We start from the raw sequence: 25,168 nt of genomic DNA, 5'->3' as shown, positions 1-25,168 counted from the left end.
ACAACAGCGGCTACCCCATGCCAGCCACACCCGACTCCCCTGGGTGTCCCGATCTTACGAATGACCCGAATCAACCCACGAAGAAAGGTATGGACCCTCATGGGCACCAAGTGGTCCGGTCTCGACTGGGAGCAGAAGGGCCTGTCGAACGAGCAGTACGCGATCCACGAGGACGCCGTCGCCGCCGGCCGGGCCGAGGAGCGAACTGCCGGACGGGACAAGGCACTTGAGCTGATCGACCGCTTCGTGGCCCAGCGTTGCACCGAGCAGGACGGCGCGACCGGCAGTTCGGAGAACTGGCGACCCCCGACGTGACCCGGGTCACCGCATTCCCGAGCGCGCTGTCCGGCTTCCGGGCAGATTCGCGCAAACGGCCGAACCGCAGGTCGGAGGCCTGCCGTCGACCCGGACAAGATCCATCCAACGGGGCGGATCGCGCACGTCATTACTCTGAGTAATTCACATGCCGTACGCAATCCGTCTTTTCCTCCGAGAATCGCCACTCGCGGCATTCCTTCAGACACGCACCGCCACATTCGGCTGAATTTGATCTAAGACAGGTGCATGAAGGCCTCAAGCCCCTTAGGGGAACAGGTATTTCTCAGGATGCGGACACTATTCACCGTTACCAAATGTCCGTTGTGTCCACACTCCCGCCACACATTCTTGGCCTTGGCATAACAAGAGCGTCACATCCTCCTTTCCCGCCTCCCGGTGCTCGCCACCTCGGGCCTAGAGTCACGGCCAGTCACCGCGCCGCAGGGCGCAATCAGCACGGCCGTGGACCTCCCAGTGCGGCCCGGCGACCCAACGGCACCTCTCTTGAGGGAGCCGCGCCAGGGAAAGGAAGAATCGTGCGACACCGTTCTTTGCTCGTCCTCACCACCGTGATCACCACGGGAGCACTGACCCTCACCGCTTGCGGATCGCGCGACGGAGACTCCAAGGACAACGGCGGCGGCAAGAAGACCGTCGTGGTCATCGGCGTGGACGCCCCGCTCACCGGCTCGCTCTCCGCTCTCGGCCAGGGCATCAAGAACTCCGTCGACCTCGCGGCCAAGACGGCCAACAAGAACAACGAGGTCCCGGGCATCGAGTTCAAGGTCGAGGCCCTCGACGACCAGGCCGTCCCCGCCTCCGGTCAGGCCAACGCCACCAAGCTCGTCGGCAACAAGGACGTCCTCGGCGTCGTCGGCCCGCTGAACTCCGGCGTCGCCCAGCAGATGCAGGGCGTCTTCGCCTCCGCCAACCTGGCGCAGGTCTCCCCCGCCAACACCAACCCCTCGCTCAGCCAGGGCGACAACTGGGGCAAGGGCGAGTTCAAGCGCGGCTTCAAGACCTACTTCCGCACCGCCGCCACCGACGTGGTCCAGGGCAAGTTCGCCGCCCAGTACCTCGCCAAGGACGCCGGCAAGAAGAAGGTCTTCATCGTCGACGACAAGCAGACCTACGGCGCCGGCCTCGCCGCGATCTTCGCCGACGAGTTCAAGAAGCTCGGCGGCGAGGTCGTCGGCACCGACCACGTCACCGTGAAGGAGACCGACTTCTCCTCCACCGCCGACAAGGTCAAGTCCTCCGGCGCCGACTCCGTCTACTTCGGCGGCCAGTACCCCGAGGGCGGCCTGCTCGCCGACCAGATCAAGAAGACCGGCGCCAACATCCCCCTCATGGGCGGCGACGGCATCCAGGACCCGGCCTTCATCAGCGCCTCCGGTGAGGCCAACGAGGGCGACCTCGCCACCTCCATCGGTTACCCGGTCGAGAAGCTGGACACCGCCAAGAAGTTCATCGAGGACTACAAGGCCGAGGGTTACAAGGACCCGTACGCCGCCTACGGTGGCTACTCCTACGACGCCGGCTGGGCCGTCATCCAGGCCGTCAAGGCCGCCGTCGCCGCCAACAGCGGCAAGCTGCCCGCCGACGCCCGCGCCAAGGTCGTCGAGGCGCTCGGCAAGGTCTCCTTCGAAGGCGTGACCGGCAAGGTCGCCTTCGACGAGTACGGCGACACCACCAACAAGCAGCTCACGGTCTACAAGGTCGAGGGCGGCAAGTGGGTCGACGTCAAGAGCGACACCTTCAACCAGTAAGCCCGTAGTCCCCAGCACCACCCGCACCACCTGAACCAATCGCCGCGCGAGGGCGCAAACAGCGCCCTCGCGCGGAGTCTTATCCGACACGCTCATCGGAGGCCCTGCGGTGCACGAACTGCCGCAACAGCTGGCCAACGGCCTGGCCCTCGGTGCTCTCTATGGCCTCATCGCCATCGGGTACACCATGGTCTACGGCATCGTCCAGCTCATCAACTTCGCCCACGGCGAGATCTTCATGATCGGCGGCTTCGGCGCCCTCAGCGCCTACGCCATCCTCCCGACCGGCACCTCCCTGCTGATCGCGATACCCGTCATGATCGTCGGAGGTGCCGCCACCTCCGTCGCCGTGGCCTGCGCAGCCGAACGCTTCGCCTACCGCCCCCTGCGCAGCGCCCCCCGGCTCGCACCCCTCATCACCGCAATCGGCCTCTCGATCGCGCTCCAGCAGCTCGTATGGCAGTTCTACCCGGACGCCAAGAAGGCAGTCAGCTTCCCCGAGTTCAAGGGCGCGGCCTTCAAGATCACCGACAGCCTGGCGATCCAGCGCGCGGACCTCTTCGTCCTCATCCTCGCCCCCCTCTGCATGCTCGCCCTCGGCATCTTCGTCCAGAAGAGCCGCAGCGGCCGCGCCATGCAGGCCACCGCGCAGGACCCGGACACCGCGAAGCTCATGGGCATCAACACCGACCGCATCATCGTCATGGCCTTCGCCATCGGTGCCGCGTTCGCCGCCGTCGCCGCCGTCGCCTACGGCCTCGACAAGGGCCAGATCAACTTCGAGATGGGCTTCATCCTCGGCCTCAAGGCCTTCACCGCAGCCGTCCTCGGCGGCATCGGCAACATCTACGGAGCCATGGTCGGCGGCGTCGTCCTCGGACTCGCCGAAGCCCTCTCGATCGCCTACATCGAAGAGATCCCCGGCATGCAGCAGCTCGGCGGTGGAGCCTGGTCCAACGTCTGGGCGTTCGTACTCCTCATCGTCGTCCTCCTCGTGCGGCCACAAGGCCTGCTCGGTGAGCGCGTCGCGGATCGGGCGTGACAACCATGACCACCAACACCACCCCGCAGACCGACACGGTCAAGCAGGCCCCCGCGCCCACCGCACTCCTCTACGCGGTCATCGGCGGCAGCCTCCTCACCATCGTCAGCGCCTTCCTCGCGTGGACGTGGACCGCCGAGTTCCCCGGCGACCTGACCTACTACGGCAGCCCCGCCGGCCTCCAGTACGTCACCCTCGCCGGAGCAGCCCTCACCCTCGCCTACGCGCTCTCCGCGCTCGGCATCAAGGGCCTCGGCTGGCTCGCCCCCACCGGCTCCCGCAAGGCCATCTGGTTCCTGGCCCTCGGCAGCCTCGCCGCCACCTGGTTCACGGTCATCTCCATCACCGTCGTCCTCGGCGGAGTGATCAACCTCGAACCCGGCGCCTACATCGCCCTCGTCGGCTCGCTCGTCCCGGCCCTCGCCGCGTACAAGCTCCCCGACGACACCCGCAAGGCGGCCCCCGCCAAGCAGCTGCCCTCCTGGGCCGAAATCCTCATCATCACCGGCGTCTTCGCCCTCGGCCTCTTCGTCATCACCTTCGGCATCGACACCGATGACAAGGAACCGCAGCTCTTCGTCGCCTACCTGATCACCGTCGGCTTCGTCGCCCTCGCCCTGAACAAGGCAGGCCTCTTCGCCCGCCTCGGCGGCATCACCGCCAAGCACCGCCAGGTCACCCTCATCGGAACCGCGGCCGCCGCGATCGCCTTCCCGTTCATCCAGCAGAGCGGCGACACCTACACCCTCATCGCGGTCAACATCCTGATCTTCGCGACCGTCGCCCTCGGCCTCAACGTCGTCGTCGGCCTCGCCGGCCTCCTCGACCTCGGCTACGTCGCCTTCCTCGGCGTCGGCGCCTACGCCGCGGCCCTGGTCTCCGGAAGCACCGCATCCGCCTTCGGCATCCACCTCCCCTTCTGGGCAGCGGTCATCGTCGGCGCCCTCGCCTCGCTCATCTTCGGCGTGGTCATCGGAGCCCCGACCCTGCGCCTGCGCGGCGACTACCTCGCCATCGTCACCCTCGGCTTCGGAGAAATCTTCCGCATCGCCATGGGCAACCTCGACGGCACCTCCGGCCCGGACATCACCAACGGCCCCAACGGCATCCCCAACATCCCCCACCTCGAAATCCTCGGGTGGAACTTCGGGGAATCCCACGTGGTCGGCGGCATCACCCTCGGCGCCTACGCCAACTACTACTTCCTGATGCTGCTCGTCATGGCCCTGGTCGTCGTGGTCTTCGCCCGCGCCGGCAGCAGCCGCATCGGCCGCGCCTGGGTCGCCATCCGCGAGGACGAGACCGCCGCCGAAGCCATGGGCATCAACGGCTTCAAGGTCAAGCTCATCGCCTTCGCCCTCGGCGCCACCCTCGCCGGCCTCGCCGGCACCGTCCAGGCACACGTCAACAGCACGGTCGTCCCCGAGAACTACGTCTTCGCCGGGCCCGTCCCGCCGAACTCCGCGTTCCTCCTCGCCGCCGTCATCCTCGGCGGCATGGGCACCATCCGCGGCCCCATCCTCGGCGCCGCACTCCTCTTCCTGATCCCGGCGAAGCTGGCCTTCCTCCAGGACTACCAGCTCCTCGCCTTCGGCATCGCCCTCATCCTGCTCATGCGCTTCCGCCCCGAAGGCCTCATCGCCAACAAGCGCGCGCAGCTCGAGTTCCACGACGACACCGCTGACCAGGCCCCCACGGACCTGGCCACCGCCAAGGCGGGGGCGTGAACGACATGACAACCACCACCGACACCACCACGACCACCAAGACCACGGTGCTCGAAGCCAAGGGCGTCACCATGCGCTTCGGCGGCCTCACCGCCGTCAAGGGCGTCGACCTCCAGGTCAACGCCGGCGAGATCGTCGGACTCATCGGCCCCAACGGCGCCGGCAAGACCACCTTCTTCAACTGCCTCACCGGGCTGTACGTCCCCACCGAGGGCTCCGTCAGCTACAAGGGCACGGTCCTGCCTCCCAAGCCCCACAAGGTCACCGAAGCCGGCATCGCCCGCACCTTCCAGAACATCCGGCTCTTCCACAACATGACCGTGCTGGAGAACGTCCTCGTCGGACGCCACACCCGCACCAAGGAAGGCCTCTGGTCCGCCCTCCTGCGCGGCCCCGGCTTCAAGAAGGCCGAAGCCGCCAGCGAAGCGCGCGCCATGGAACTCCTGGAGTTCATCGGCCTGGAGAACAAGGCCCAGCACCTGGCCAAGAACCTCCCCTACGGCGAGCAGCGCAAGCTGGAGATCGCCCGCGCCCTCGCCAGCGACCCCGGCCTCATCCTCCTGGACGAGCCCACCGCCGGCATGAACCCGCAGGAAACCCGCGCTGCCGAAGAACTCATCTTCGCCATCCGCGACATGGGCATCGCCGTCCTCGTCATCGAGCACGACATGCGCTTCATCTTCAACCTCTGCGACCGCGTCGCCTGCCTCGTCCAGGGCGAGAAGCTCATCGAAGGCACCGCGTCCGAGGTCCAGGGCGACGAGCGCGTCATCGCCGCCTACCTGGGCGAGCCCTTCGAGGGCGACCCGGGCGCCGCCGAGGACGCCGAGGTCGAAGCCGCCGAAGCCGCGGCGGCCGCCGCGACCGCGGACGCGGACGCCGAGACGGACGCCGAGGCCACCACCGACGCGGAGGCGGAGGCCGAGGCCGAGGCCGAGGAGGAGGCCGAGGAGGAGCCCGAGGCGGAGACGGACGCCGACGCCGACACCGACGCCCCGGCCGACACCGACTCGGACAGCACCACCCGCACCACCAGCACGGAAGGAGAGGCCAAGTGACCGCACTGCTCAAGGTCGAGGACCTCAAGGTCGCCTACGGCAAGATCGAAGCCGTCAAGGGAATCTCCTTCGAAGTCAACGAAGGCGAGATCGTCTGCCTCGTCGGCACCAACGGCGCCGGCAAGACGACCACCCTGCGCACCCTCTCCGGGCTCATCAAGCCCAAGAGCGGCAGCGTCACCTTCGACGGCAAGCCCCTCGCCAGCGTCCCCGCCCACAAGATCGTCTCCCTGGGCCTCGCCCACTCCCCCGAGGGACGCCACATCTTCCCCCGGCTGACGATCGCCGAAAACCTCCAGCTCGGCGCCTTCCTGCGCACCGACAAAGAGGGCATCGAGAAGGACATCGAGCGCGCCTACGAGATGTTCCCCATCCTGGGCGAACGTCGCAAGCAGGCCGCCGGCACCCTCTCGGGCGGTGAGCAGCAGATGCTCGCCATGGGCCGCGCGCTCATGTCCCAGCCCAAGCTGCTCATGCTGGACGAGCCCTCCATGGGCCTCTCCCCGCTGATGATGCAGAAGATCATGGCGACCATCAAGGACCTGAAGGCCGCCGGCATGACGATCCTGCTCGTCGAGCAGAACGCCCAGGCGGCGCTCTCCCTCGCCGACCACGCGCACGTCATGGAGATCGGCAAGGTCGTCCTCTCCGGCACCGGCCGGGACCTCCTCCACAACGAGGACGTCCGCAAGGCCTACCTCGGCGAGGACTGAGCCCTCCCGTACGCGTGAGGCCCGTCTCCCCTCGGGGGGAGACGGGCCTCACGCATGCGCCGGGCGGACCGGCGGCCCTACTTGCCGCTTTCCTTCTTCTTCGCCTCGGCGTCCTCGATGACCACCTCGGCGACCTGCTGCATGGACATCCGGCGGTCCATGGACGACTTCTGGATCCAGCGGAACGCCGCCGGCTCCGTCAGCCCGTACTGCGTCTGCAGGATGCTCTTCGCCCGGTCCACCAGCTTGCGGGTCTCCAGCCGCTGGGAGAGGTCCGCGACCTCCTGCTCCAGCGCGCGCAGCTCCGCGAATCGGGAGACGGCCATCTCGATGGCGGGCACCACGTCGCTCTTGCTGAACGGCTTCACGAGGTACGCCATGGCCCCGGCGTCCCGGGCCCGCTCGACGAGGTCGCGCTGCGAGAACGCGGTGAGCATGAGCACGGGGGCGATGGACTCCTCCGCGATCTTCTCGGCGGCGGAGATCCCGTCCAGGACGGGCATCTTCACGTCGAGGATCACCAGGTCGGGCCGGTGCTCGCGCGCGAGCTCGACGGCCGTCTGCCCGTCCCCGGCCTCGCCGACGACGGAGTACCCCTCCTCCTCCAGCATCTCTTTCAGGTCCAGGCGGATGAGCGCCTCGTCCTCGGCGATGACGACGCGGGTCGTCAGCGGCGGAACGTGCGACTGGTCGGCGTCGGGCGTGGGCGTCGACTCGTGCTCGGCGGTCACGGGGGCTCCTCTTTGCGGGGCATAACAAGCTCCCCCGAGCCTACCGAGCTCCTGTAAGGTGGTGTCACGCAGGGTTCCTGGAAACCTGCGTTTCTTAGGCCCCAGTACTCCAACTGGTTAGAGAGGCCGCTCTCAAACAGCGGACAGTGTGGGTTCGAATCCCACCTGGGGCACCTTTCCTTGAATTCCAAGGTCGCACCCCACCTCGCAGCCTCCCCCTTTCGGGGGAATGTGTCGCAATCCGCACGCACCTCCAGCGGATTTTCCCCACTGTCGGCCGTATGTACGATCTGGCGACTCGACGGCATGCACTGAACCTTCTCGGCGACGGCCGCAGCATGAACTCTGTCAGTAAGGAAACGGGGATATCCCGGTCTGCCATCCGCGCATGGAAGGGGCGCATCGAACCGCTCCCTCGCGTGGAACAGACACGGTGCTCGGGGCCGGGCGACGCGGCAGCGTACGCCTACCTTCTCGGCCTCTACCTCGGTGACGGCTGCATCAGTCGTCACCCGAAGGGTGGCCAATACCTACGCATCGCCTGCGCAGACGCATGGCCCGGCCTCATCGAGCAATGTCGGGCCGCGATCCTGACGGTGCGTCCATCCGACAAGGTGTACGTGTTGCAGCGCCAAGGTTGTGTCAACGTCACCAGCTACGGGCGGCACTGGACGTGCCTGTTCCCGCAGCACGGGCCGGGCAGGAAGCACGAGCGGCGCATCGTCCTCGAAGGGTGGCAGCAGGAGATCGTCGACGCCTACCCGTGGGAGTTCCTGCGGGGGCTGATCCACTCCGACGGGTGCCGCATCACCAATTGGACGGTCCGCAACGGCAAGCGGTACGAGTACCCGCGGTACTTCTTCACCAACAAGTCGGACGACATCCGCACGCTGTGCACGGACACGCTCACCAAGGTCGGGGTCGAGTGGACGGTCCTCGCGCGCGGAGGCAACCCGCTGAACGTGTCCGTCGCCCGGCGGGAGTCCGTGGCGCTGATGGACGCCTATATCGGGCCCAAGCACTGAGTCCGCGGGCCGGCCGGGTCGGCTGCCGGCCCGTCGGGTCGGCTGACGCACCGGTCCGTCGACGGGTGCGCGGGGGAGGTCGGTGTTGTCGCCGGGGGCCTGTGTGCTGACCGGATGGCCTCGGGCTAGGTTGAGGTCGATGACGATGAGGGGATCCCGTGATGAGTGAGAAGGCCCGGAAGCTGTTCGACGCGCTCGATCTGAACGAGGACGGTCGGCTGACGCGGGTGGAGGTGATCTCGGCCCTGCGGTCGAAGGGGCCGACGCTGGCGGCGCGTGGGGATCTGCCGTTCTGGGGTCTGGGGGACGCGGACGCGTCGTCGGCCTTGTTCGATGCGGCGGACGCGAACGGGGACGCGGTGTTGACCTTCGAGGAGTTCGCGGCCGTGGTCGACCGGCGCTTCGGCTGGTAGGGCCGGGGGCGGGTGACCGCGTCGGGCCGGTGGGTGGTGCCCGACGCGGTGCGTGTCGTGCGTGTGGTGCCGGAGCCGCGGCTGCCGCGGCGGGCGGGTTCAGCGGACCGCGTCGCCGATGTGGTGGATGCGGACGAGGTTGGTGGATCCGGTGACGCCGGGGGGCGAGCCGGCGGTGATGACGACGGTGTCGCCGGGGACGCAGCGGCCGATCCGCAGGAGCTCTTCTTCGACTTGGGCGACCATGGCGTCGGTGGAGTCGACGTGGGGGCCGAGGAAGGTTTCCACGCCCCAGGTGAGGTTGAGCTGGGAGCGGGTGGCGGGGTCGGGGGTGAAGGCGAGCAGGGGGATGGGTGAGCGGTAGCGGGAGAGCCGGCGGACGGTGTCTCCGCTCTGGGTGAAGGCGACGAGGAATTTGGCGTCGAGGAAGTCGCCCATTTCGGCGGCTGCGCGGGCGACGGCTCCGCCCTGGGTGCGGGGCTTGTTGCGGTCGGTCAGGGGCGGCAGGCCCTTGGCGAGGATGTCTTCTTCGGCGGCTTCGACGATGCGGGACATGGTCCGCACGGTTTCGACGGGGTATTTGCCGACGCTGGTCTCGCCGGACAGCATGACGGCGTCGGTGCCGTCGATGACGGCGTTGGCGACGTCGGAGGCTTCGGCGCGGGTGGGCCGGGAGTTCTCGATCATGGAGTCGAGCATCTGGGTCGCGACGATGACGGGCTTCGCGTTGCGCTTGGCGAGTTTGACGGCTCGCTTCTGGACGATCGGGACTTGTTCCAGGGGCATTTCGACGCCGAGGTCGCCGCGGGCGACCATGATGCCGTCGAAGGCGGCGACGATGTCGTCGATGTTCTCGACGGCCTGGGGCTTTTCGATCTTGGCGATGACGGGGAGGCGGCGGTCTTCCTCGTCCATGATTCGGTGGACGTCTTCGATGTCGTGGCCGCTGCGCACGAAGGAGAGGGCGATGATGTCGGCGCCGGTGCGCAGGGCCCAGCGGAGGTCTTCGATGTCCTTCTCGGAGAGGGCGGGGACGGAGACGGCCACGCCGGGGAGGTTGAGGCCCTTGTGGTCGGAGACCATGCCGCCTTCGATGACGCGGGTGTGGACGCGGGGTCCGTCGACCGCGGTGACTTCGAGGGTGACGCGGCCGTCGTCGACGAGGATGCGTTCGCCGGTGGTGACGTCGGTGGCGAGTCCCTTGTAGGTGGTGCCGCAGGTGTGGCGGTCGCCTTCGTGTTCTTCGACGGTGATGGTGAAGTCGTCGCCGCGTTCAAGGAGTACGGGTCCTTCGCGGAAGCGGCCGAGGCGGATCTTCGGGCCTTGAAGGTCGGCGAGGATGCCGACGCTGCGGCCGGTTTCGTCGGAGGCCTTGCGTACGCGCTGGTAACGCTCCTCGTGTTCGGCGTAGGTGCCGTGGCTGAGGTTGAGGCGGGCGATGTCCATTCCGGCTTCGACCAGGGCCTTGATCTGGTCGTATGAGTCGGTGGCGGGGCCCAGGGTACATACGATTTTCGCTCGACGCATGAGGCGAGCGTATTCCCCTACCAGAGAGTAGGTAATCGCTTCCGGGTGTCCACTCAACAACCTTTGAGCAAAAGGTTGTTGACAACTGTTGAATGTGCATGGGGGTGCTCTGATGAGCACCCCCGGGGTGTTGGTCGGGCGGGTTCTTCAGAGCCGCGGCGGGGTCATGGTGAAGCGGGCGTTCACCTGGGCGTGCACGGTCTGGCGCTGCGGTTCGAGGTCGAGCGGCGGGGGGCCGGCGTCCTCGGCGGCGCTGAAGGCCATGGTGCGCATGCCGCCGCCGGCGGCGGGGAAGGGGTTGGCGTCTTCGGCGCCGAGGTCCGCCAGTTCGACGAGGGCGGCGAGTTGGGCACCGAGCGCGTCGGCGTATTCGCGGGCGCGCTGGACGGCTTCGAGCACGGCTTGGCGGCGGGCCTGGCCGTGGGCGGGCGAGGTGGGTCGCAGGGCCCACCAGGGGCCGTCGACCTGGGTGAGTTCGAGGTCGGCGAGGCGGGTGGTGAGTTCGCCGAGGGCGGTGAAGTCGCTGACCTCGGCGGTGATGTGCACGCGGCCGTGGTAGGCGCGGACGCGTTCGGCGCGGCCGTGGCGGGTGAGTTCGGGGGTGATGGAGAAGGCGCCGGTTTCGAGTTTTTCGACGGGGTCGCCGTAGCTCTTGATGAGGTCGAGGACGGTGTTGTTGCGGCGGGTGAGGTCTTCGAGTGCGGAGCGGCGGTCGGCGCCGCGGGCACTGACGGTGACGCCGATCCGGGCGATTTCGGGGTCGACTTCGATGCGGGCTTCGCCGCGGACTGCGACGCGGGGTACTTCGGGGGTGCCGTAGGGCTGGTGCGATGCGTCCTGGGTCATGGATTCACTCTCGCACTGTCGCCCGTACGGGTGTGGTCATCGGATCGAAACCTGACGGGGGTGTTGTCGCGTGTTACCGGTGGGTCAGAATCTACGCGCGTTGTTCACGCCTCAAAAGGGGAGATGGCATGGCGTTCGACCGCAGGACTTTTCTGGGGACCACGGCCGCGACAGGTGCGGCCGTCGCGCTGGCGGGGGCCACGAGCACCCCGGCCGCCGCGCAGCAGCAGGAGCAGGAGCAGCAGGAGGTGAGGGGTTCGGCGCCGCGGACGTACGCGTTCACGGTGATGGGCACGACCGACCTGCACGGGAACGTCTTCAACTGGGACTACTTCACGGACAAGGAGTTCGACGACAAGGCGCACAACGACGTCGGCCTGGCGAAGATCTCCACGCTGGTGAACCAGGTGCGGGCGGAGAAGGGGCGGCGCAACACGCTGCTGATCGATGCCGGCGACACGATCCAGGGCACGCAGTTGTCCTACTACTACGCCAAGGTGGATCCGATCACGGCGCGGCGGGGTCCGGTGCACCCGATGGCGCAGGCGATGAACGCGATCGGTTATGACGCGGCGGCGCTGGGGAACCACGAGTTCAATTACGGGATACCGGTGCTGCGGAAGTTCGAGGAGCAGTGCGACTTCCCGCTGTTGGGGGCGAACGCCCTGGACGCGAAGACGCTGCGGCCGGCGTTCGCGCCGTACAGCATGCACCGGCTGCGGACGCCCTGTGGGCGGGACGTGAAGGTGGCGGTGCTGGGGTTGACGAACCCGGGGATCGCGATCTGGGACAAGGCGAACGTGCAGGGCAGGATGACGTTCCCGGGGCTGGAGGAGCAGGCGGCGAAGTACGTGCCGAAGCTGCGTTCCATGGGGGCCGACGTGGTGATCGTGTCGGCGCACTCGGGGTCGAGCGGTACGTCGTCGTACGGGGACCAGCTGCCGCACATCGAGAACGCGGCCGGGCTGGTGGCGGAGCAGGTGCCGGGGATCGACGCGATCCTGGTGGGGCACGCGCACACGGAGATTCCCGAGTACCGGGTGAAGAACAAGGCGACCGGCAAGGACGTGGTGCTGTCGGAGCCGTTGAAGTGGGGGCAGCGGCTGACGCTGTTCGACTTCGAGCTGACGTGGGTGAAGGGCCGTTGGTCGGTGGCGAAGGTCGCGGCGAAGGTGCTGAACTCCAATACGGTGGCGGAGGATCCGAAGATCACGGGGCTGCTGTCGGACGAGCACCGCAAGGTCGTGGCGTACGTGAACCAGGTGATCGGTACGTCCACGCAGGCGATGTCCTCGGCCGAGGGTCCGGTGAAGGACGTGGCGATCATCGATCTGATCAACCACGTGCAGGCGGAGACGGTGAGGGCGGCGCTGGCGGGTTCGCAGTGGGCGGCGCTTCCGGTGCTGTCGCAGGCGTCGTGCTTCTCGCGGACGGCGGCGATCCCGGCGGGTCAGGTGACGATCAAGGACGCGGCGGGGCTGTACCCGTTCGAGAACACGATGGAGGCGCGGCTGCTGACGGGTGCGCAGCTGAAGGACTACCTGGAGTACTCGGCGCGGTACTTCGTGCGGACGGCGCCGGGTGACGTGGTGGATCCGGCGAAGCTGACGAACGCCGAGAGCATTCCGGACTACAACTACGACGCTGTGTACGGGCTGGCGTACGACATCGACATCGCGCAGCCGGTGGGTTCGCGGATCACGGGGCTGACCTTCCAGGGGAAGGCCGTGGATCCGGCGGCGCAGTTCGTGTTCGCGGTGAACAACTACCGGGCGTCGGGCGGTGGGAACTTCCCGCACGTGCCGCAGGCCCGGCAGGTGTGGTCGAACTCGGACGAGATCCGGAACACGATCATCCAGTGGGTGAAGGCGAAGGGGACGATCGATCCGGCGCAGTTCGCCTCGGTGGACTGGCGGCTGACGCGGGGCGGCGTGCCGGTGTTCTAGTCCGTTAGCGGGGGTGCGGCCGGGACCTGCCGGGCGGGTTCCGGCCGCTGTGCGTGGGGCGGGTCCCGGCCGTCGGCGGGGGGGGTCAGCACTGCCAGAGGAATGCCGCGCGGCCGCAGGGGGTGCAGGTGTGTGCGTAGGCGCGGCCGGAGCCGAAGTTCATGGCGGTGATCGGGTCGGGGCCCTCCGTCAGCTCGGCGGTGAAGTCCATGGGGTGTGCGCAGTCGGGGCAGTCGGGTGTCTCGTCGTGTTGGAGCCAGTGGGGGGTGCCGCCGAGCCGGCCCAGGATCGTCGCGGTGGCGGGCGCCGTGTGGGCGGGGACCGCGGCGCGGACGGCTCCGAGTCCGAGGAGGTCCGGATCCGCCGCGTCGGGGGCCGGTACGGGTTCCAGGCGGTCGGCGGGGAGGAGCAGGGCGAGGTTGCCGCCCGCGGTGGGGCTCCACTGCTCGCACCGCCCGGGGCGGTTCGCGCACATGAAGAGGGCCAGGACGCCCGGGGTGGGGGCGGTGGGGCCGGGGAGGTCGCCGAGGTGGATCTGGGCGAGGAACTGCAGGGGCGCCGCGCATGCCGCGCAGGTCGGCCATGCGGTGCCGGCGGGGGCCCGGGGTGTGCCGCCGGTGCGGGTCACCGGGGCGTCCGGGGCGACCGGCCCGCCGTCGAGGAGGAGCGTCGTCATGCGGGGAATGTATGCGCGGTGGTGCGGCGGGCCGGGCGGTGGGGTCAGGGGTGTTCGACCAGCGGGAGGAGTTCGCCTGCGGGGCGGGGGCGGGTGTGCTCGCGCTGGTCGAGGCCGAAGGTGGTGAAGGCCGTGCGCGCGGGCTGCGGGTAGGGGTCCTTGCCGGTGAGGGTGTTCAGGATGGCGGCGCTGCGCCAGGCGGCGAGGCCGAGGTCCGGGGCTCCGACGCCGTGGGTGTGGCGTTCGCCGTTCTGGACGAAGATGCTGCCGGTCACGGTGGGGTCGAGGATCATCCGGTGGCGCTCGTCGATGCGCGGTCGGCCGGCGGAGTCCTTGCGCAGGTAGGGGTCGAGGCCTGCGAGGAGGCCGCTGATGGGGCGTTCCCGGTAGCCGGTGGCGAGGACGACGGCGTCGGTGGTGAGGCGGGAGCGGGTGCCCTGCTCGACGTGTTCGAGGTGGAGTTCGACTTTGGTGGTGGCGACGCGGCCGGCGGTGCGGACGCTGACGCCGGGGGTGAGGACGGCGTCGGGCCAGCCGCCGTCGAGGGTGCGGCGGTAGAGCTCTTCGTGGATGGCGGCGATGGTGGCGGCGTCGATGCCCTTGTGGAGTTGCCATTGGGCGGGGACGAGTTGGTTGCGTACGGGCTCGGGGAGGGAGTGGAAGTAGCGGGTGTAGTCGGGGGTGAAGTGTTCGAGGCCGAGCTTGGAGTACTCCATGGGGGCGAAGGCGGGGGTCCGGGCGAGCCAGGTGAGGCGTTCGCGGCCGGCGGGGCGGGAGCGGAGGAGGTCGAGGAAGACCTCGGCGCCGGATTGGCCGGATCCGATGACGGTGACGTGGTCGGCGGCGAGGATGCGCGGGCGGTTGTCGAGATAGTCGGCGGAGTGGATGACGGGGACGGTGGGGGCTTCGGCGAGGGGGCGCAGGGGTTCGGGGACGTATGGGGCGGTGCCGATGCCGAGGGCGAGGTGGCGGGTGTGGGTGCGGCCGAGGGCTTCGACTTCGCCGGTGGCGTCGAGCTGGGTGAAGTCGACTTCGAAGAGGTCGCGTTCGTGGTTCCAGCGGACGGCGTCTACCTGGTGGCCGAAGTGGAGTCCGGGGAGGCGGCCGGCGACCCAGCGGCAGTAGGCGTCGTATTCGGCGCGGTGGATGTGGAACTGCTCGGCGAAGTAGAAGGGGAAGAGCCGTTCCTTGTGCCTCAGGTAGCTGAGGAAGCTCCAGGGGCTGGTGGGGTCGGCGAGGGTGACGAGGTCGGCGAGGAAGGGGACTTGGAGGGTGGCTCCTTCGATGAGGAGTCCCGGGTGCCAGCGGAAGTCGTGGCGCTGGTCGTAGAAGGCGGTGGCGAGTTCGCCTGCGCCCTGCTGCGGCAGGCCGTGGGCGAGGGCCGCGAGGGACAGGTTGAAGGGGCCGATGCCGATTCCGACGAGGTCGTGGGGGGCATCGAGCTGGGCGGTCATCGGTGGGTGCTGCCTTCCAGGAGGGCGATGAGGGCGTTCATGTCCCCCGCGGTGGTGTGCGGGTTGAGCAGCGTGGCCTTGAGCCACAGGCGGCCGTCGGCGTGGGTGCGGCCGAGGACGGCGCGGCCTTCGTGCAGGAGGGTGCGGCGCAGGGTGGCGAGCTGGTCGTCGTCGGCGTGGGTGGGCCGGAAGAGGACGGTGGTGATGGTGGGGCCGGAGTGGAGTTCGAAGCCGGGGTGGGCGTCGAGAAGTCCGGCGAGTTCGTGGGCGAGTTCGCAGGTGCGGTCGATGAGGCGGGCGAGGCCGTCCCGGCCGAGTGAGCGCAGGGTGGTGGCGATCTTGAGGGCGTCGGGGCGTCGGGTGGTGCGCAGGGAACGGCCGAGCAGGTCGGGGAGGCCGGCTTCGGTGTCGTCGGTGGCGTTGAGGTAGTCGGCCTGGTGGGCGAGGGGGGCGAGCAGGGCTCGGTCGGGGACGGCGAGGAGTCCTGCGGCGACCGGCTGCCAGCCGAGTTTGTGGAGGTCGATGGTGAGGGAGCGGGCGCGGCCGAGTCCGGCGAGCTTGTCGCGGTGGCGGGGGCTGAGGGCGAGGAGGCCCCCGTACGCGGCGTCGATGTGGAGGTCGGCGCCGTAGCGGTCGCAGAGGTCGGCGATGCGGTGGAGGGGGTCGATCAGTCCGGCGTCGGTGGTGCCGGCGGTGGCGGTGACGAGGGTGGGGCCGGGGGTCGCGGCGAGTTCTTCGGCGAGGCGGGCGGGGTCGAGTACGCCTGTGGGGGTGGGGAGTGCGGTGGCCGGGCGCAGGCCGAGGAGCCAGGCGGCGCGCGGGATGGAGTGGTGGGCGTTGGCTCCGTGGAGGACGGTCAGGGCGGGGCCGTGGCGTTCGCGGGCGAGGAGCAGGGCGAGCTGGTTGGCTTCGGTGCCGCCGGTGGTGACGAGGGCGTCGGCGTGGGGGGTGTCGTAGAACTCGGTGGCGAGGGCCCGGGTGAGGAGGGCTTCGACGGCGGAGGCGGCGGGCGCCTGGTCCCAGGAGTCGAGGGAGGGGTTGAGGGCGCTGGCGGCGAGGTCGGCGGCGGCCGCGACGGCGAGCGGCGGGCAGTGCAGGTGGGCGGCGCAGAGCGGGTCGGCGGGGTCGGCGGCGCCCGCGGCGAGGGTGTGCACGAGGGTGCGGAGCGCTTCGTGGTCGCCGGTTCCGTGGGCGGGCAGTACGTCGCCCAGTGCGGCCCGGACGCGGGCGGCCTGGGCGTCGGGGCCGCCGGCGGGCAGCGGCCCGCCACGGTCCCGGGCGCCGGCCTGGAGGGCGTCGAGGACGGTGTCGAGGAGGGGCCGCAGGGCCGCGGGGCCGGTGGCTCCGCCGGCGAGCGGGGGCGGTGTGCCTGTGCCTGGGCCGGGCGGCGCGGTCATCGGTCCTCCGGTGCTGGGAGGGGTGCGGGGCGGGGCACCCTGCCAGTACAACGATCCGACCCGAATGGGGTAACCGCCGGGGTTTGTCCGGTGTTTCCGGTCGGTGCGGCGAGGCTGGGGGGGGGCAGCCTCGCCGCCGTTCGGGACGCGGGGTCGGACGTGGGGGCCGGGGCGGAGCCCTGGGAGCCGGGGGCCGGGGGCGGGGGCCGGTCAGCCCATGCGGATGCGGAGGGCGCGCGCGAGGTCGTCGAGCTGGTCGACGAGTTTGCGGCGCAGGAGGGGGAGGATGTCCGGGTCGGCGAGGCAGGCGTGGCCCGCCCGGAGGTTGGCCTCGTCGATCGCGTAGGCGGGGAAGGCCCAGCGGCCGGCTGCTTCGCCGATGGCGGGGCCGCGGCGCGCGGCGAGGGCGACGGCGTCGGGGTAGTAGCGGGGCACGTACTCCTCGACGAGTTCGCTCTGTTCGGGCTGCCAGAAGCCCTGGGCGGTGGCGCTGAAGAGGTAGTTGGACAGGCTGTCGTCGTGGAAGAGCCGCTCCCAGGCGGCGGCCTTGGCCTCCGGGGTGGGCAGGGAGGCGTGGCAGCGGGCCGCGCCTTCCTCGCCGGTGGCGCTGGGGTCGGCGGCGAGGGCGGCGTCGATGTCGCTCTCCTCGATGGTGCCGAGGACGGCGAGGCGGGCGAGGATGCGCCAGCGCAGCTCGGGGTCGAGGGCGGGGCCGCCGGGGACGGTGTCGTCGGCGAGCCAGGAGTCGATCGTGTCGGGCCGGGTGGCGCTGTCGATGAGGGTGCGTACGGCGGTCAGGCGCAGGCCGGGCTCCGAGCCGTCCTCGGTGCGGCGGATCAGGTCGCGGGCGATGGTGGTGAGGGTGGCCAGGGCGGCGGTCCGCTCCGCGGGGGCGACGTAGCGCACGGCGATCTGGGTGCGGGCGAAGGAGAGCACGCCCTGGACGATCGCGAGGTCGTGTTCGTGCGGCAGGTGTGCCTCGGCCGTCAGCAGGTAGTCCCGCGGGTCCAGTTCGCCGTCGCGGACCATGTCGCGCAGGGCGTTCCAGACGACGGCGCGGGTCAGGGCGTCGGGGATGCCGGACAGGCCGCGCAGGACCGTTTCGAGGGAGGTGTCGTCGAACCGGACCTTGGCGTAGGTGTAGTCCCCGTCGTTGAGGAGGAGCAGTGCCGGGCGGGGGCCGCTCACCGAGACGACCTCGTCGGAGGGGATGTCGAGGGCGAGGGGCTCGCGGGGTTCCAGGGTGCGGCCGTCGGCGGGGTCGCGGTCGTAGACGCCGACGGTGATGTGGTGCGGGCGGCTGCCGGCGCGGTCGACGGTGAGGGTCCAGCCGGCGGCTCCGTCGGCGCCGTGCGCGGCTTCCTCGATGCGCGGGGTGAGGGTGTCGATGCCGGTGGTGCGCAGCCAGATGTCGGCCCAGGCGCGGACGTCGCGTTCGGTGTGGGCGGCGAGGGAGTCGATGAAGTCGTCGAGGGAGGCGTTGGCGAACTTGTGGCGGGCGAAGTGGGTGTTGATGCCGGCCAGGAAGTCCTTCTCGCCGAGCCAGGCGACGAGCTGGCGCAGGGCGGAGGCGCCCTTGGCGTAGGAGATGCCGTCGAAGTTGAGGAGGGCGGAGGCGGTGTCGGGGACGTCGTCGGGGGCGGGGGCGACGGGGTGGGTGGAGGGCCGCTGGTCGGCGTCGTAGCCCCAGGGCTTGCGGGTGACGCCGAAGTCGGTCCAGGTGTCGGTGAAGCGGGTGGCTTCGGTGAGGGTCTGGTAGCCCATGTACTCGGCGAAGGACTCGTTGAGCCAGATGTCGTCGAACCAGGCGAGGGTGACGAGGTCGCCGAACCACATGTGGGCCATCTCGTGGGCGATGACCATGGCCCGCGACTGGCGTTCGGTGTCGGTGACGGCGGAGCGGTAGATGTACTCGTCGCGGAAGGTGACGAGCCCGGGGTTCTCCATGGCGCCGGCGTTGAACTCGGGTACGAAGGCCTGGTCGTACGAGTCGAAGGGGTACGGCTCGCCGAACTTCTCCTGGTAGCGGTCGAAGCAGTCCTTGGTGATGGACAGGATCTCGTCGGCGTCGGCGTCCATGTGGGGTGCGAGGGACCGGCGGCAGTGGATGCCGAAGGGCAGTCCGGCGTGTTCGGTGGTCACGCTGTGCCAGGGGCCGGCGGCGACGGCGGCGAGGTAGGTGGAGATGACGGGGGTGGGGGCGGAGGTCCAGACGCCGGCGCCGTCCCTGTCGCGGTCGCCGGGGCGGGGGGTGGTGCGGGTGGTGGTGCGGGTCGTGATGCCGTTGGCGAGGACGGTCCAGTGGGCGGGGGCGGTGACGGTGAACTCGAAGACGGCCTTGAGGTCGGGCTGGTCGAAGGCCGGGAAGACGCGCTGGACGTCGTCCATGAACATCTGGCTGTAGACGTACGTCTCCCCGTCCGCGGGATCGGTGAAGCGGTGCAGGCCCTCACCGGTGCGGGAGTAGCGCATGCGCGTGTCGAGGTGCAGCTCGTGGGGGCCCTGGGTGAGGCCGGTGAGCGGGAGGCGGTTGTCTTCGAGGGCGGCCGGGTCGAGGGGGCGGCCGTCGAGGGTGACGGAGCGCAGCTCCTGCGGTTTCAGCTCGACGAAGGTGTCACCGGCGGTGCGGGCGGTGAACCGGATGACGGTGGTCGAGTCGAAGGTTTCGTCGTCGTCGCCGGTGAGGTCGAGGGTGACGGCGTAGTGGTGGACGTCGAGGAGCCGGGCTCGGAGCTGCGCTTCGTTGCGCGTCAGTGCGGACATGGGGCCCATGCTGCCCCAGCGGGCGACGGGGCCCGGACTTCCGGTGGCGCCGGGGGCGCTGCCGTCTGCGCTGCCGTTTGCGCTGCCGTTTGCGCTGCGCGGGTGCTGCTCCGGTCCACGGCTCCCCTGCGGCGGCTACTCCTCGCCCGCGGCGATCGTCTCGTGGTGGCGGATGACCTCGGCGATGATGAAGTTGAGGAGCTTCTCGGCGAAGGCGGGGTCGAGCTTGGCGTTCTCGGCGAGCTGGCGCAGCCGGGCGATCTGGCTGGCCTCGCGGCTCGGGTCGGCGGGCGGCAGCTGGTGCCGGGCCTTGAGGTGGCCGACCTGCTGGGTGCACTTGAAGCGTTCGGCGAGCATGTGGACCACGGCCGCGTCGATGTTGTCGATGCTGTCCCGCAGGCGGGCGAGCTCGGCGGTGACGCTCTCGTCGATGCCGCCGTCGGCGCCCTTGCCGGTGCCCGCGCCCGGGCCCGCGCCGTTGTCGAGGTCGCTGATGTTCATGGTCCCCGAGAATACGTGGCGCCGGCCGGTGAGTCTCCGGGCAGCCGATCTGTGAGACGGGGTGGGTGGTGGGGCGCGGTTTGGCTGCCGGTTGGCTGCGCCGCTTGGGCGGGGTCGGGGTGGGGGCCGGTTGGGGTGGGGGCCCCTTTGGCTGCGCCGCGCTTGCGGGGTCGGGGTGCGGCCCCGTTGGCTGCGCCGCTTGGGCGGAGTCGGCTGGGGGCCGGTTGTGGTGGGGGCGGGCGCGCGCCGGGGCGTCTCCTCGGGCGCCGAACGTGACGACAGGTCGGACACCTCGGCGGCAGTGCGTTCGGCACCCTGCGGGGATCACCCCGACACACACCCACCCCCACCCCACCCGACCCGGCTGCCATCCAGTGCCGCCGCCCCATCCAGCCCCGCCGCGCCATCCGGCTCCGCCGCACCAATTCAGCCTCGCCGGCGTTTGAGGCGCGGGGTCCGGGGCGGAGCCCCGATCTGTCTGTAAGCCGCAGAGTCCTGGTGTGCCGCACCAATTCAGCCTCGCCGGCGTTTGAGGCGCGGGGTCCGGGGCGGAGCCCCGGTCTGTAAGCCGCACCGTCCAGCTCCGCCGCACAAGTCCAGCCCCGCCGGCGATTGAGGCGGGGGTGCGGGGCGGAGCCCCGATCAGTGAGCCGCGCCATCCGCCTCCGCCGCAGGACTCTGGCCTCCGCCGCGCAAATTCAGCCTCGCCGGCGATTGAGGCGCGGGGTCCGGGGCGGAGCCCCGGGCTTTGAGCCGCACCGCTTCAGCCTCGCCGGCGATTGAGGCGTGGGTGGCGGGAGGGTGCGACCCGGGCTTGCGTGGGCCTTGGTCTAGGGGGCGGGTCGCCTGGGACAGGGCCGCGCGGGGCGGTTCAACCCGCGCGGCCCGGCCGGCGTCCTTCAGGACGTACCCGTCGAGGTGGAAGGTGGTGCCCATGACGATGCGCCGGGTCAGGACGCCGGTGTCCGGCGCCACGCGCCACCTGGTGGCGGCCCGTGGGACCGGTCCTTCCGGTCGGATCGCGCCGTGCGCGCCCGGCCGGAAGGACGACGGGGTGCTACATGCTCGCCGCGGCGCTCTGGATCGCGGCGGCGAAGGTCGAGACCTCGGTGTAGACGCCGGGGTAGTTCGGGCGGGCGCAGCCTTCGCCCCAGCTGACGATGCCGACCTGGATCCAGGCGTTGTTGTTGTCGCGGCGGAACATGGGGCCGCCGGAGTCGCCCTGGCAGGTGTCGACGCCGCCCTGGGGCAGGCCGGCGCAGATCTCCTCACTGGGGACGAGGTCGCTGCCGTAGGAGGACTGGCAGCTGGCGTCGGAGACGAAGGGGACGGTGGCCTTCATCAGGTAGCGCTGCTGGCCGCCGCCCTCGCGGGTGGCGCCCCAGCCGGCGACGGTGAAGGTGCCGTTGTCGTAGGCCTTCGTGTCGGCGATCTTGAGGGTGGGGAGGTTGATGGGCTTGGCGAGCTTGATGAGGGCCCAGTCCTTGCCCTTGCCGTTGTAGCCGGGGGCCTGGAGGACCTTGGTGGACTTGACCTTGATGGCGCTGGAGCTGTTGAGGTCGACGACTCCGGCGGTGGCGGTGATGGAGGTGTTGTTGCCGGAGCCGTTCACACAGTGGGCGGCGGTGAGGACGATCTGCTGGGTGTAGAGGGCGCCGCCGCAGCCCATGGAGAGGCGCACCATGAAGGGGAACTCGCCCTGGGCGGCGCGGGTGCCGCCGACGACGGGGGCCGTACCGGCGGAGGCGGAGCCGGGTTGGAGGCTGACCGCCGCGAGGGCGACGGCTCCGACGGCGAGGCTGCGCTTCATGAACTGCACAAGGGTGGTCACAGTCAACACACTGCCTTTCGTGGGGGGTTGGGCCGTGCGCGTCATCGGGTGAATGACGGGTCCATGACACATCAGCGCTATGGACGCCATCAAGAACGCATTTTCGGCCAATCATTCGTTCGGACGGCAGGGATTGCGGTGAAGAGGACGCGATGACGCAGAACCGTGGGCCGGGAGCTCCGATCGAGCACGGATTTCCGCATCTGGCGACGGTGCGGGCCTCGATCACCGCGCTCTTCCGGTGCCTGTCGGCGGAGGGGATCCGCGCGTACGCCGCGAGCGTGACGCCCGCCGACGCCGCCTTCGACGCCGCCGACGACCTGCACCTGGGCGCGCAGCGGGTGGCCTCGGCGATGGTGCGCGCCCTCCGGCTGCCCGATGCGCGCATCGTGGTCGCCTTCCGGCCGATGGAGCAGGCGGCCACCGTGGAACTGGCCGCGGGTCCCGAGTACTTCGTCGAGGTCAGCGACCGCTTCCGCACCCACCGCCGGGACCTGGCGGCGGCCCTGTCCCACGAGGTCGCCCACGTCCTGCTGCACCGGCTCGGCCTGAGCCTGCCCGGCACCGAGGAGAACGAGATCCTCACCGACACCGCCGCCGTCTACCTCGGTGCGGGCTGGCTGCTGCTCGACGCCTACCGCGAGGACGCGCTCACGCACCAGAAGTTCGGCTACCTCACGCCGGAGGAGTTCGGCTACGTCCTCGCCAAACGGGCCGCCCTGTTCGGCGAGGACCCGTCCACCTGGTTCACCAGCCCGCAGGCGTACGAGGCGTACGTGCGCGGGCGCGCGCAGGCCGAGCGGGACCACCGGCGGCCCCCGCTGGCGGCCGCGGGCCCCCTGGCGCGCCGCCGCTACGCGAAGGCCCGGCGCACCGGGCTCGCCCCGGCGGACGGCCCGGCCTACCGCTTCGAGCGCGGTGACTCCGGGCCCGGGCCCGGACTGCGGGTGAGCTTCCCCTGTCCGGTGTGCGGGCAGCGGTTGCGGCTGCCGGTGCGCGGGCGCCTGCGGGCCCGGTGCGGGCTGTGCCGCACCGTCCTGGACTGCGAGACCTAGCGACCCGGGGGATCCTGACGATCTTCATTCACCGGTCGGCCACGAAAAGTTTCTTACCGGCCAGTAGACATGGGGGCGGATCTCGCCAACTCTGGTCGCGTACACGTCAATTCGTGACCGAGGAGCGCCCCCACATGCGCAGCACCCGCCGCACCCGTATGTCCCGTACCACCGCCGTCGGCGTGGCCGCGGCAGCCGCCGTCCTGACGCTGGTTCCGGCCACCACCGCCGATGCGGCCCCCGCCGCCGCTCCGGCGCCCGCGACCGTCTCCGCCTCCGCTCCCGGCGGCAACGCGGCGATCCTCGGCATCGACTACGCCACCTGGCAGCGGGACGTGGCCGCCGCCGTCGACGCGGCCCGCCCCGCCATCGAGCAGCGCATCGCCGCCTCGCCCGCGGGCGAGAAGCCGGCGCTCGTCCTCGACATCGACAACACCTCGCTGGAGACGGACTTCCACTGGTTCTGGACCTTCCCGACCCCGGCGATCACCAAGGTGCGCGACCTGACCCAGTACGCGAACGCCCACGGCGTCGCCGTCTTCTTCGTCACCGCCCGCCCGGGGATCATCCACTCCCTCACCGAGCGCAACCTCAAGGCCGTCGGCTACCCGGTCTCCGGGCTCTACGTCCGTGACCTGCCCGACCTGTTCGACGAGGTGAGCGCCTACAAGACGGGCAAGCGCGCGGAGATCGAGGGCCGCGGCTACACGATCATCGCGAACATCGGCAACAGCGCGACCGACCTCGTCGGCGGTCACGCCGAGCGGACCGTCAAGCTGCCGGACTACAACGGCAAGCTGTCCTGACCCGAGGGGTGCCGCCCCGAGGGTTCGAGCGCGCGGAGCGGCCGGCGATCGGCCGCAGGACCTGGAGCGGCGGTCTCGGGAGGGACGAGGGACAAAACATGAGGGGCCGGCTGCGGTTCAGCGAGTGGGTGTAGCGGGTAGTCATGTCCCACCGCAGGAAACGAAGACCCGGTCCCGACCCCTCGCCAGGGGGCCGGGCCCGCTTCGTTAGGGCCCCCGAATCAGAGCGCCGGCTCCCCTGGCTCCACGAGCTCCACCGTGCCGGAGCAGCGGGCCCGTTCGGCGGCCAGGACCGTCAGGTGGCTGGTGAGCGACTCCCGCGGGCCCGACCTGACCAGGCCCCGGTCGCCGGTGGCGACGGCGGCGACGAAGGCGTCCATGAGGCCGGCGTCGCCGCCGCCGTGGCCGCCCGCGGCGTCCATCGGGCCGCCGGCGGCGATGGCGACCCGCTCCTCGGTGCGGGTCAGGAAGTCGTAGACCGTGAGGGCGCGGCCGTCGCCCCGCAGTTCGCCGCGGGTTCCGAAGATCCGGGTCTGGCGGTCCGCCTGCTCGGTGAAGGCGGTCATGGTGAAGGTGGCCGTCGCCCCCGAGGCGAACTCCATGGCCACCACCTGGTGGTCGACGACGTCGTTGTCGCACGCGTACACGCACCGCCCGTAGGGCCCCTCCCGCAGGGCGGTCTCCAGGGCCCGTGGGGTGAACTCGTCGATCAGCACGCTCAGCGGCCACCTGTGGCGGCCGTCGGCCAGCCGGTCCCCGTACTCGCGTGCCGCGGAGTACGGGCAGTCGGGCTCCACCGCGCAGTCCAGGCAGCGGTCCGCCGCACCCGGCGGCCGGTTCTCGGGCCGAAAGTGGGAGAGGCGACCGAAACTGGAGACCCGGACGGGCGGGCGCCCCAGCACGTACTGGAGCCAGTCCAGGTCGTGGCAGGACTTGGCCATCAGCATGGTCGTCGCCTCGTCGGCGCGCCGCCAGTTGCCCCGTACGAACGAGTGGGCCTGGTGCCAGAAACCGACCGGCTCCAGGTGCTGGACGCTGACGACGTCGCCGATGCGGCCGGAGTCGACGAGGGCCTTGAGGGTCCGCGTGTAGGGCGTGTAGCGCAGGACGTGCCCGACGGAGAGGATGACGCCGGCCCGTTCGACGGCGTCGACGATGCGCCGGCACTCGTCCTCCGTGAGGGCCATCGGCTTCTCCAGCATGATGTGGTAGCCGAGCGCGGCGAACGCGAGGACCGGCTCCAGGTGGTCGCGGTCCAGGGTGCAGACGAGCACGGCGTCGGCGATCCGGCCGAGGGCGGCCAACTCCCGCCAGTCGCCGAGCGCGTGCCGGGCGTCGATGCCGTGGGCGGCGGCGAGCCGCTCCCGCCGGGGCGCGCGCGGTTCGGCGACCGCGACCACCCGGGCCCGGTCCCGATGGGCCAGCGCCCACCGGGCGTAGCCGCTCCCCCGCTCCCCCGCCCCGACGACGGCGAGCGTGATGGTGTCGGACATGGGACCAGCCCCGCTTCCCGAACCGATTGCCCTGCGCAGCAAGCGCTTTCCCCGCAGAAGCTAGCGGCCGGGCGTCC

The 25,168-nt window shown here is 70.4% G+C and carries 21 protein-coding genes and 1 tRNA gene; 12 read left to right on the top strand and 10 right to left on the bottom strand.

The window, feature by feature from the left end; all coding sequences use genetic code 11:
- Positions 1-99 precede the first annotated feature (99 nt).
- From ACFYP3_RS31535 to ACFYP3_RS31510, 6 genes are all read left to right on the top strand, one after another.
- Positions 100-315 (top strand): hypothetical protein, encoded by a 216-nt coding sequence (locus tag ACFYP3_RS31535; RefSeq protein ID WP_388839992.1) that lies wholly within the window; start codon positions 100-102, stop codon positions 313-315.
- A 539-nt stretch (positions 316-854) separates the two neighbouring features.
- Entirely contained in the window at positions 855-2,087 is a 1,233-nt protein-coding gene (locus ACFYP3_RS31530) for a branched-chain amino acid ABC transporter substrate-binding protein (protein ID WP_388839989.1), read from the top strand.
- 109 nt (positions 2,088-2,196) lie between these two features.
- Positions 2,197-3,129, top strand: a complete 933-nt coding sequence (locus ACFYP3_RS31525; RefSeq protein WP_030707127.1) for a branched-chain amino acid ABC transporter permease — start codon at positions 2,197-2,199, stop codon at positions 3,127-3,129.
- Positions 3,130-3,134: 5 nt separating this feature from the next.
- Entirely contained in the window at positions 3,135-4,856 is a 1,722-nt protein-coding gene (locus tag ACFYP3_RS31520; protein ID WP_388840005.1) for a branched-chain amino acid ABC transporter permease, read from the top strand.
- 5 nt (positions 4,857-4,861) lie between these two features.
- A complete protein-coding gene (locus ACFYP3_RS31515) occupies positions 4,862-5,914 on the top strand; it encodes an ABC transporter ATP-binding protein (protein ID WP_388840002.1) in 1,053 nt (350 codons plus the stop codon).
- On the top strand, positions 5,911-6,627 hold the full coding sequence (locus ACFYP3_RS31510) for an ABC transporter ATP-binding protein (RefSeq protein WP_388839986.1): 717 nt from the start codon (positions 5,911-5,913) through the stop codon (positions 6,625-6,627). Before ACFYP3_RS31515 ends, ACFYP3_RS31510 begins: the two co-directional genes overlap by 4 nt.
- Positions 6,628-6,704: 77 nt before the next feature.
- On the opposite strand, the gene ACFYP3_RS31505 is transcribed toward ACFYP3_RS31510, so the two are convergent.
- Complete coding sequence (locus ACFYP3_RS31505; protein ID WP_030008501.1) at positions 6,705-7,358, bottom strand: ANTAR domain-containing response regulator; 654 nt, start codon at positions 7,356-7,358, stop codon at positions 6,705-6,707.
- A 98-nt stretch (positions 7,359-7,456) separates the two neighbouring features.
- Here ACFYP3_RS31505 and ACFYP3_RS31500 point away from each other — a divergent pair.
- From ACFYP3_RS31500 to ACFYP3_RS31490, 3 genes are all read left to right on the top strand, one after another.
- A tRNA-Leu gene (locus ACFYP3_RS31500) sits at positions 7,457-7,531 on the top strand.
- A gap of 108 nt (positions 7,532-7,639) precedes the next feature.
- On the top strand, positions 7,640-8,383 hold the full coding sequence (locus ACFYP3_RS31495; RefSeq protein ID WP_388839983.1) for a transcriptional regulator: 744 nt from the start codon (positions 7,640-7,642) through the stop codon (positions 8,381-8,383).
- 161 nt (positions 8,384-8,544) lie between these two features.
- Entirely contained in the window at positions 8,545-8,796 is a 252-nt protein-coding gene (locus tag ACFYP3_RS31490; protein ID WP_388839980.1) for an EF-hand domain-containing protein, read from the top strand.
- 99 nt (positions 8,797-8,895) lie between these two features.
- Here the strand turns inward: ACFYP3_RS31490 and pyk are convergent, their stop codons facing one another.
- Together pyk and ACFYP3_RS31480 are read right to left on the bottom strand one after the other, a co-directional pair.
- Positions 8,896-10,323 carry a pyruvate kinase gene (gene pyk, locus ACFYP3_RS31485; RefSeq protein WP_388839977.1) on the bottom strand — a complete coding sequence of 476 codons (1,428 nt, stop codon included), beginning with the start codon at positions 10,321-10,323 and terminating at the stop codon, positions 8,896-8,898.
- Positions 10,324-10,470: 147 nt separating this feature from the next.
- Entirely contained in the window at positions 10,471-11,169 is a 699-nt protein-coding gene (locus ACFYP3_RS31480; protein WP_388839974.1) for an SIMPL domain-containing protein, read from the bottom strand.
- A 128-nt stretch (positions 11,170-11,297) separates the two neighbouring features.
- Here ACFYP3_RS31480 and ACFYP3_RS31475 point away from each other — a divergent pair, with 128 nt between their 5' ends.
- Positions 11,298-13,115 (top strand): bifunctional metallophosphatase/5'-nucleotidase, encoded by a 1,818-nt coding sequence (locus ACFYP3_RS31475; protein ID WP_388839972.1) that lies wholly within the window; start codon positions 11,298-11,300, stop codon positions 13,113-13,115.
- An 85-nt stretch (positions 13,116-13,200) separates the two neighbouring features.
- Here the strand turns inward: ACFYP3_RS31475 and ACFYP3_RS31470 are convergent, their stop codons facing one another.
- The 6 genes from ACFYP3_RS31470 to ACFYP3_RS31445 all read right to left on the bottom strand — a co-directional run bounded on the left by ACFYP3_RS31470 (position 13,201) and on the right by ACFYP3_RS31445 (position 21,716).
- Positions 13,201-13,791: a DUF1963 domain-containing protein gene (locus tag ACFYP3_RS31470; RefSeq protein ID WP_388839969.1), complete on the bottom strand. Its 591-nt coding sequence runs from the start codon at positions 13,789-13,791 to the stop codon at positions 13,201-13,203.
- A gap of 44 nt (positions 13,792-13,835) precedes the next feature.
- Positions 13,836-15,245: a lysine N(6)-hydroxylase/L-ornithine N(5)-oxygenase family protein gene (locus tag ACFYP3_RS31465; RefSeq protein ID WP_388839966.1), complete on the bottom strand. Its 1,410-nt coding sequence runs from the start codon at positions 15,243-15,245 to the stop codon at positions 13,836-13,838.
- Positions 15,242-16,642: a pyridoxal phosphate-dependent decarboxylase family protein gene (locus ACFYP3_RS31460; RefSeq protein WP_388839963.1), complete on the bottom strand. Its 1,401-nt coding sequence runs from the start codon at positions 16,640-16,642 to the stop codon at positions 15,242-15,244. The genes ACFYP3_RS31465 and ACFYP3_RS31460 overlap by 4 nt, the downstream gene beginning before the upstream one ends.
- Positions 16,643-16,852: 210 nt before the next feature.
- Positions 16,853-19,405, bottom strand: a complete 2,553-nt coding sequence (gene pepN / locus ACFYP3_RS31455) for an aminopeptidase N (protein ID WP_388839960.1) — start codon at positions 19,403-19,405, stop codon at positions 16,853-16,855.
- Between the two features lie 135 nt (positions 19,406-19,540).
- Entirely contained in the window at positions 19,541-19,906 is a 366-nt protein-coding gene (locus tag ACFYP3_RS31450; RefSeq protein ID WP_388839957.1) for a chorismate mutase, read from the bottom strand.
- Positions 19,907-20,963: 1,057 nt separating this feature from the next.
- On the bottom strand, positions 20,964-21,716 hold the full coding sequence (locus ACFYP3_RS31445; RefSeq protein ID WP_388839999.1) for a serine protease: 753 nt from the start codon (positions 21,714-21,716) through the stop codon (positions 20,964-20,966).
- Between the two features lie 173 nt (positions 21,717-21,889).
- Here ACFYP3_RS31445 and ACFYP3_RS31440 point away from each other — a divergent pair, with 173 nt between their 5' ends.
- Both ACFYP3_RS31440 and ACFYP3_RS31435 read left to right on the top strand, forming a co-directional pair.
- Positions 21,890-22,792: a hypothetical protein gene (locus ACFYP3_RS31440; RefSeq protein WP_388839954.1), complete on the top strand. Its 903-nt coding sequence runs from the start codon at positions 21,890-21,892 to the stop codon at positions 22,790-22,792.
- A 134-nt stretch (positions 22,793-22,926) separates the two neighbouring features.
- Positions 22,927-23,598: an HAD family acid phosphatase gene (locus ACFYP3_RS31435; protein WP_388839951.1), complete on the top strand. Its 672-nt coding sequence runs from the start codon at positions 22,927-22,929 to the stop codon at positions 23,596-23,598.
- A 221-nt stretch (positions 23,599-23,819) separates the two neighbouring features.
- Here the strand turns inward: ACFYP3_RS31435 and ACFYP3_RS31430 are convergent, their stop codons facing one another.
- The gene (locus ACFYP3_RS31430; RefSeq protein ID WP_388839948.1) at positions 23,820-25,091 is read right to left on the bottom strand and encodes a Gfo/Idh/MocA family protein; all 1,272 of its coding nucleotides are present in this window, start codon (positions 25,089-25,091) and stop codon (positions 23,820-23,822) included.
- Positions 25,092-25,168: the final 77 nt, after the last annotated feature.

It is taken from the genome of Streptomyces sp. NPDC005533, from assembly GCF_042871845.1.
GTDB lineage: Bacteria > Actinomycetota > Actinomycetes > Streptomycetales > Streptomycetaceae > Streptomyces.
Note: the sequence above shows the minus strand (reverse complement) of the source record. Positions and strands in the feature narration are given on the sequence as shown.

Bases quoted from the DNA above. Each gene is read 5' to 3' on its own strand.
- ACFYP3_RS31490 (WP_388839980.1), top strand. From the start codon at position 8,545: ATGAGTGAGAAGGCCCGGAAGCTGTTCGACGCGCTCGATCTGAACGAG.
- ACFYP3_RS31460 (WP_388839963.1), bottom strand. From the start codon at position 16,642: ATGACCGCGCCGCCCGGCCCAGGCACAGGCACACCGCCCCCGCTCGCC.
- ACFYP3_RS31515 (WP_388840002.1), top strand. From the start codon at position 4,862: ATGACAACCACCACCGACACCACCACGACCACCAAGACCACGGTGCTC.
- ACFYP3_RS31480 (WP_388839974.1), bottom strand. From the start codon at position 11,169: ATGACCCAGGACGCATCGCACCAGCCCTACGGCACCCCCGAAGTACCC.
- pyk (WP_388839977.1), bottom strand. From the start codon at position 10,323: ATGCGTCGAGCGAAAATCGTATGTACCCTGGGCCCCGCCACCGACTCA.
- pepN (WP_388839960.1), bottom strand. From the start codon at position 19,405: ATGTCCGCACTGACGCGCAACGAAGCGCAGCTCCGAGCCCGGCTCCTC.
- ACFYP3_RS31465 (WP_388839966.1), bottom strand. From the start codon at position 15,245: ATGACCGCCCAGCTCGATGCCCCCCACGACCTCGTCGGAATCGGCATC.
- ACFYP3_RS31450 (WP_388839957.1), bottom strand. From the start codon at position 19,906: ATGAACATCAGCGACCTCGACAACGGCGCGGGCCCGGGCGCGGGCACC.
- ACFYP3_RS31435 (WP_388839951.1), top strand. From the start codon at position 22,927: ATGCGCAGCACCCGCCGCACCCGTATGTCCCGTACCACCGCCGTCGGC.
- ACFYP3_RS31440 (WP_388839954.1), top strand. From the start codon at position 21,890: ATGACGCAGAACCGTGGGCCGGGAGCTCCGATCGAGCACGGATTTCCG.
- ACFYP3_RS31535 (WP_388839992.1), top strand. From the start codon at position 100: ATGGGCACCAAGTGGTCCGGTCTCGACTGGGAGCAGAAGGGCCTGTCG.
- ACFYP3_RS31495 (WP_388839983.1), top strand. From the start codon at position 7,640: ATGTACGATCTGGCGACTCGACGGCATGCACTGAACCTTCTCGGCGAC.
- ACFYP3_RS31470 (WP_388839969.1), bottom strand. From the start codon at position 13,791: ATGACGACGCTCCTCCTCGACGGCGGGCCGGTCGCCCCGGACGCCCCG.
- ACFYP3_RS31475 (WP_388839972.1), top strand. From the start codon at position 11,298: ATGGCGTTCGACCGCAGGACTTTTCTGGGGACCACGGCCGCGACAGGT.
- ACFYP3_RS31430 (WP_388839948.1), bottom strand. From the start codon at position 25,091: ATGTCCGACACCATCACGCTCGCCGTCGTCGGGGCGGGGGAGCGGGGG.
- ACFYP3_RS31520 (WP_388840005.1), top strand. From the start codon at position 3,135: ATGACCACCAACACCACCCCGCAGACCGACACGGTCAAGCAGGCCCCC.
- ACFYP3_RS31445 (WP_388839999.1), bottom strand. From the start codon at position 21,716: ATGAAGCGCAGCCTCGCCGTCGGAGCCGTCGCCCTCGCGGCGGTCAGC.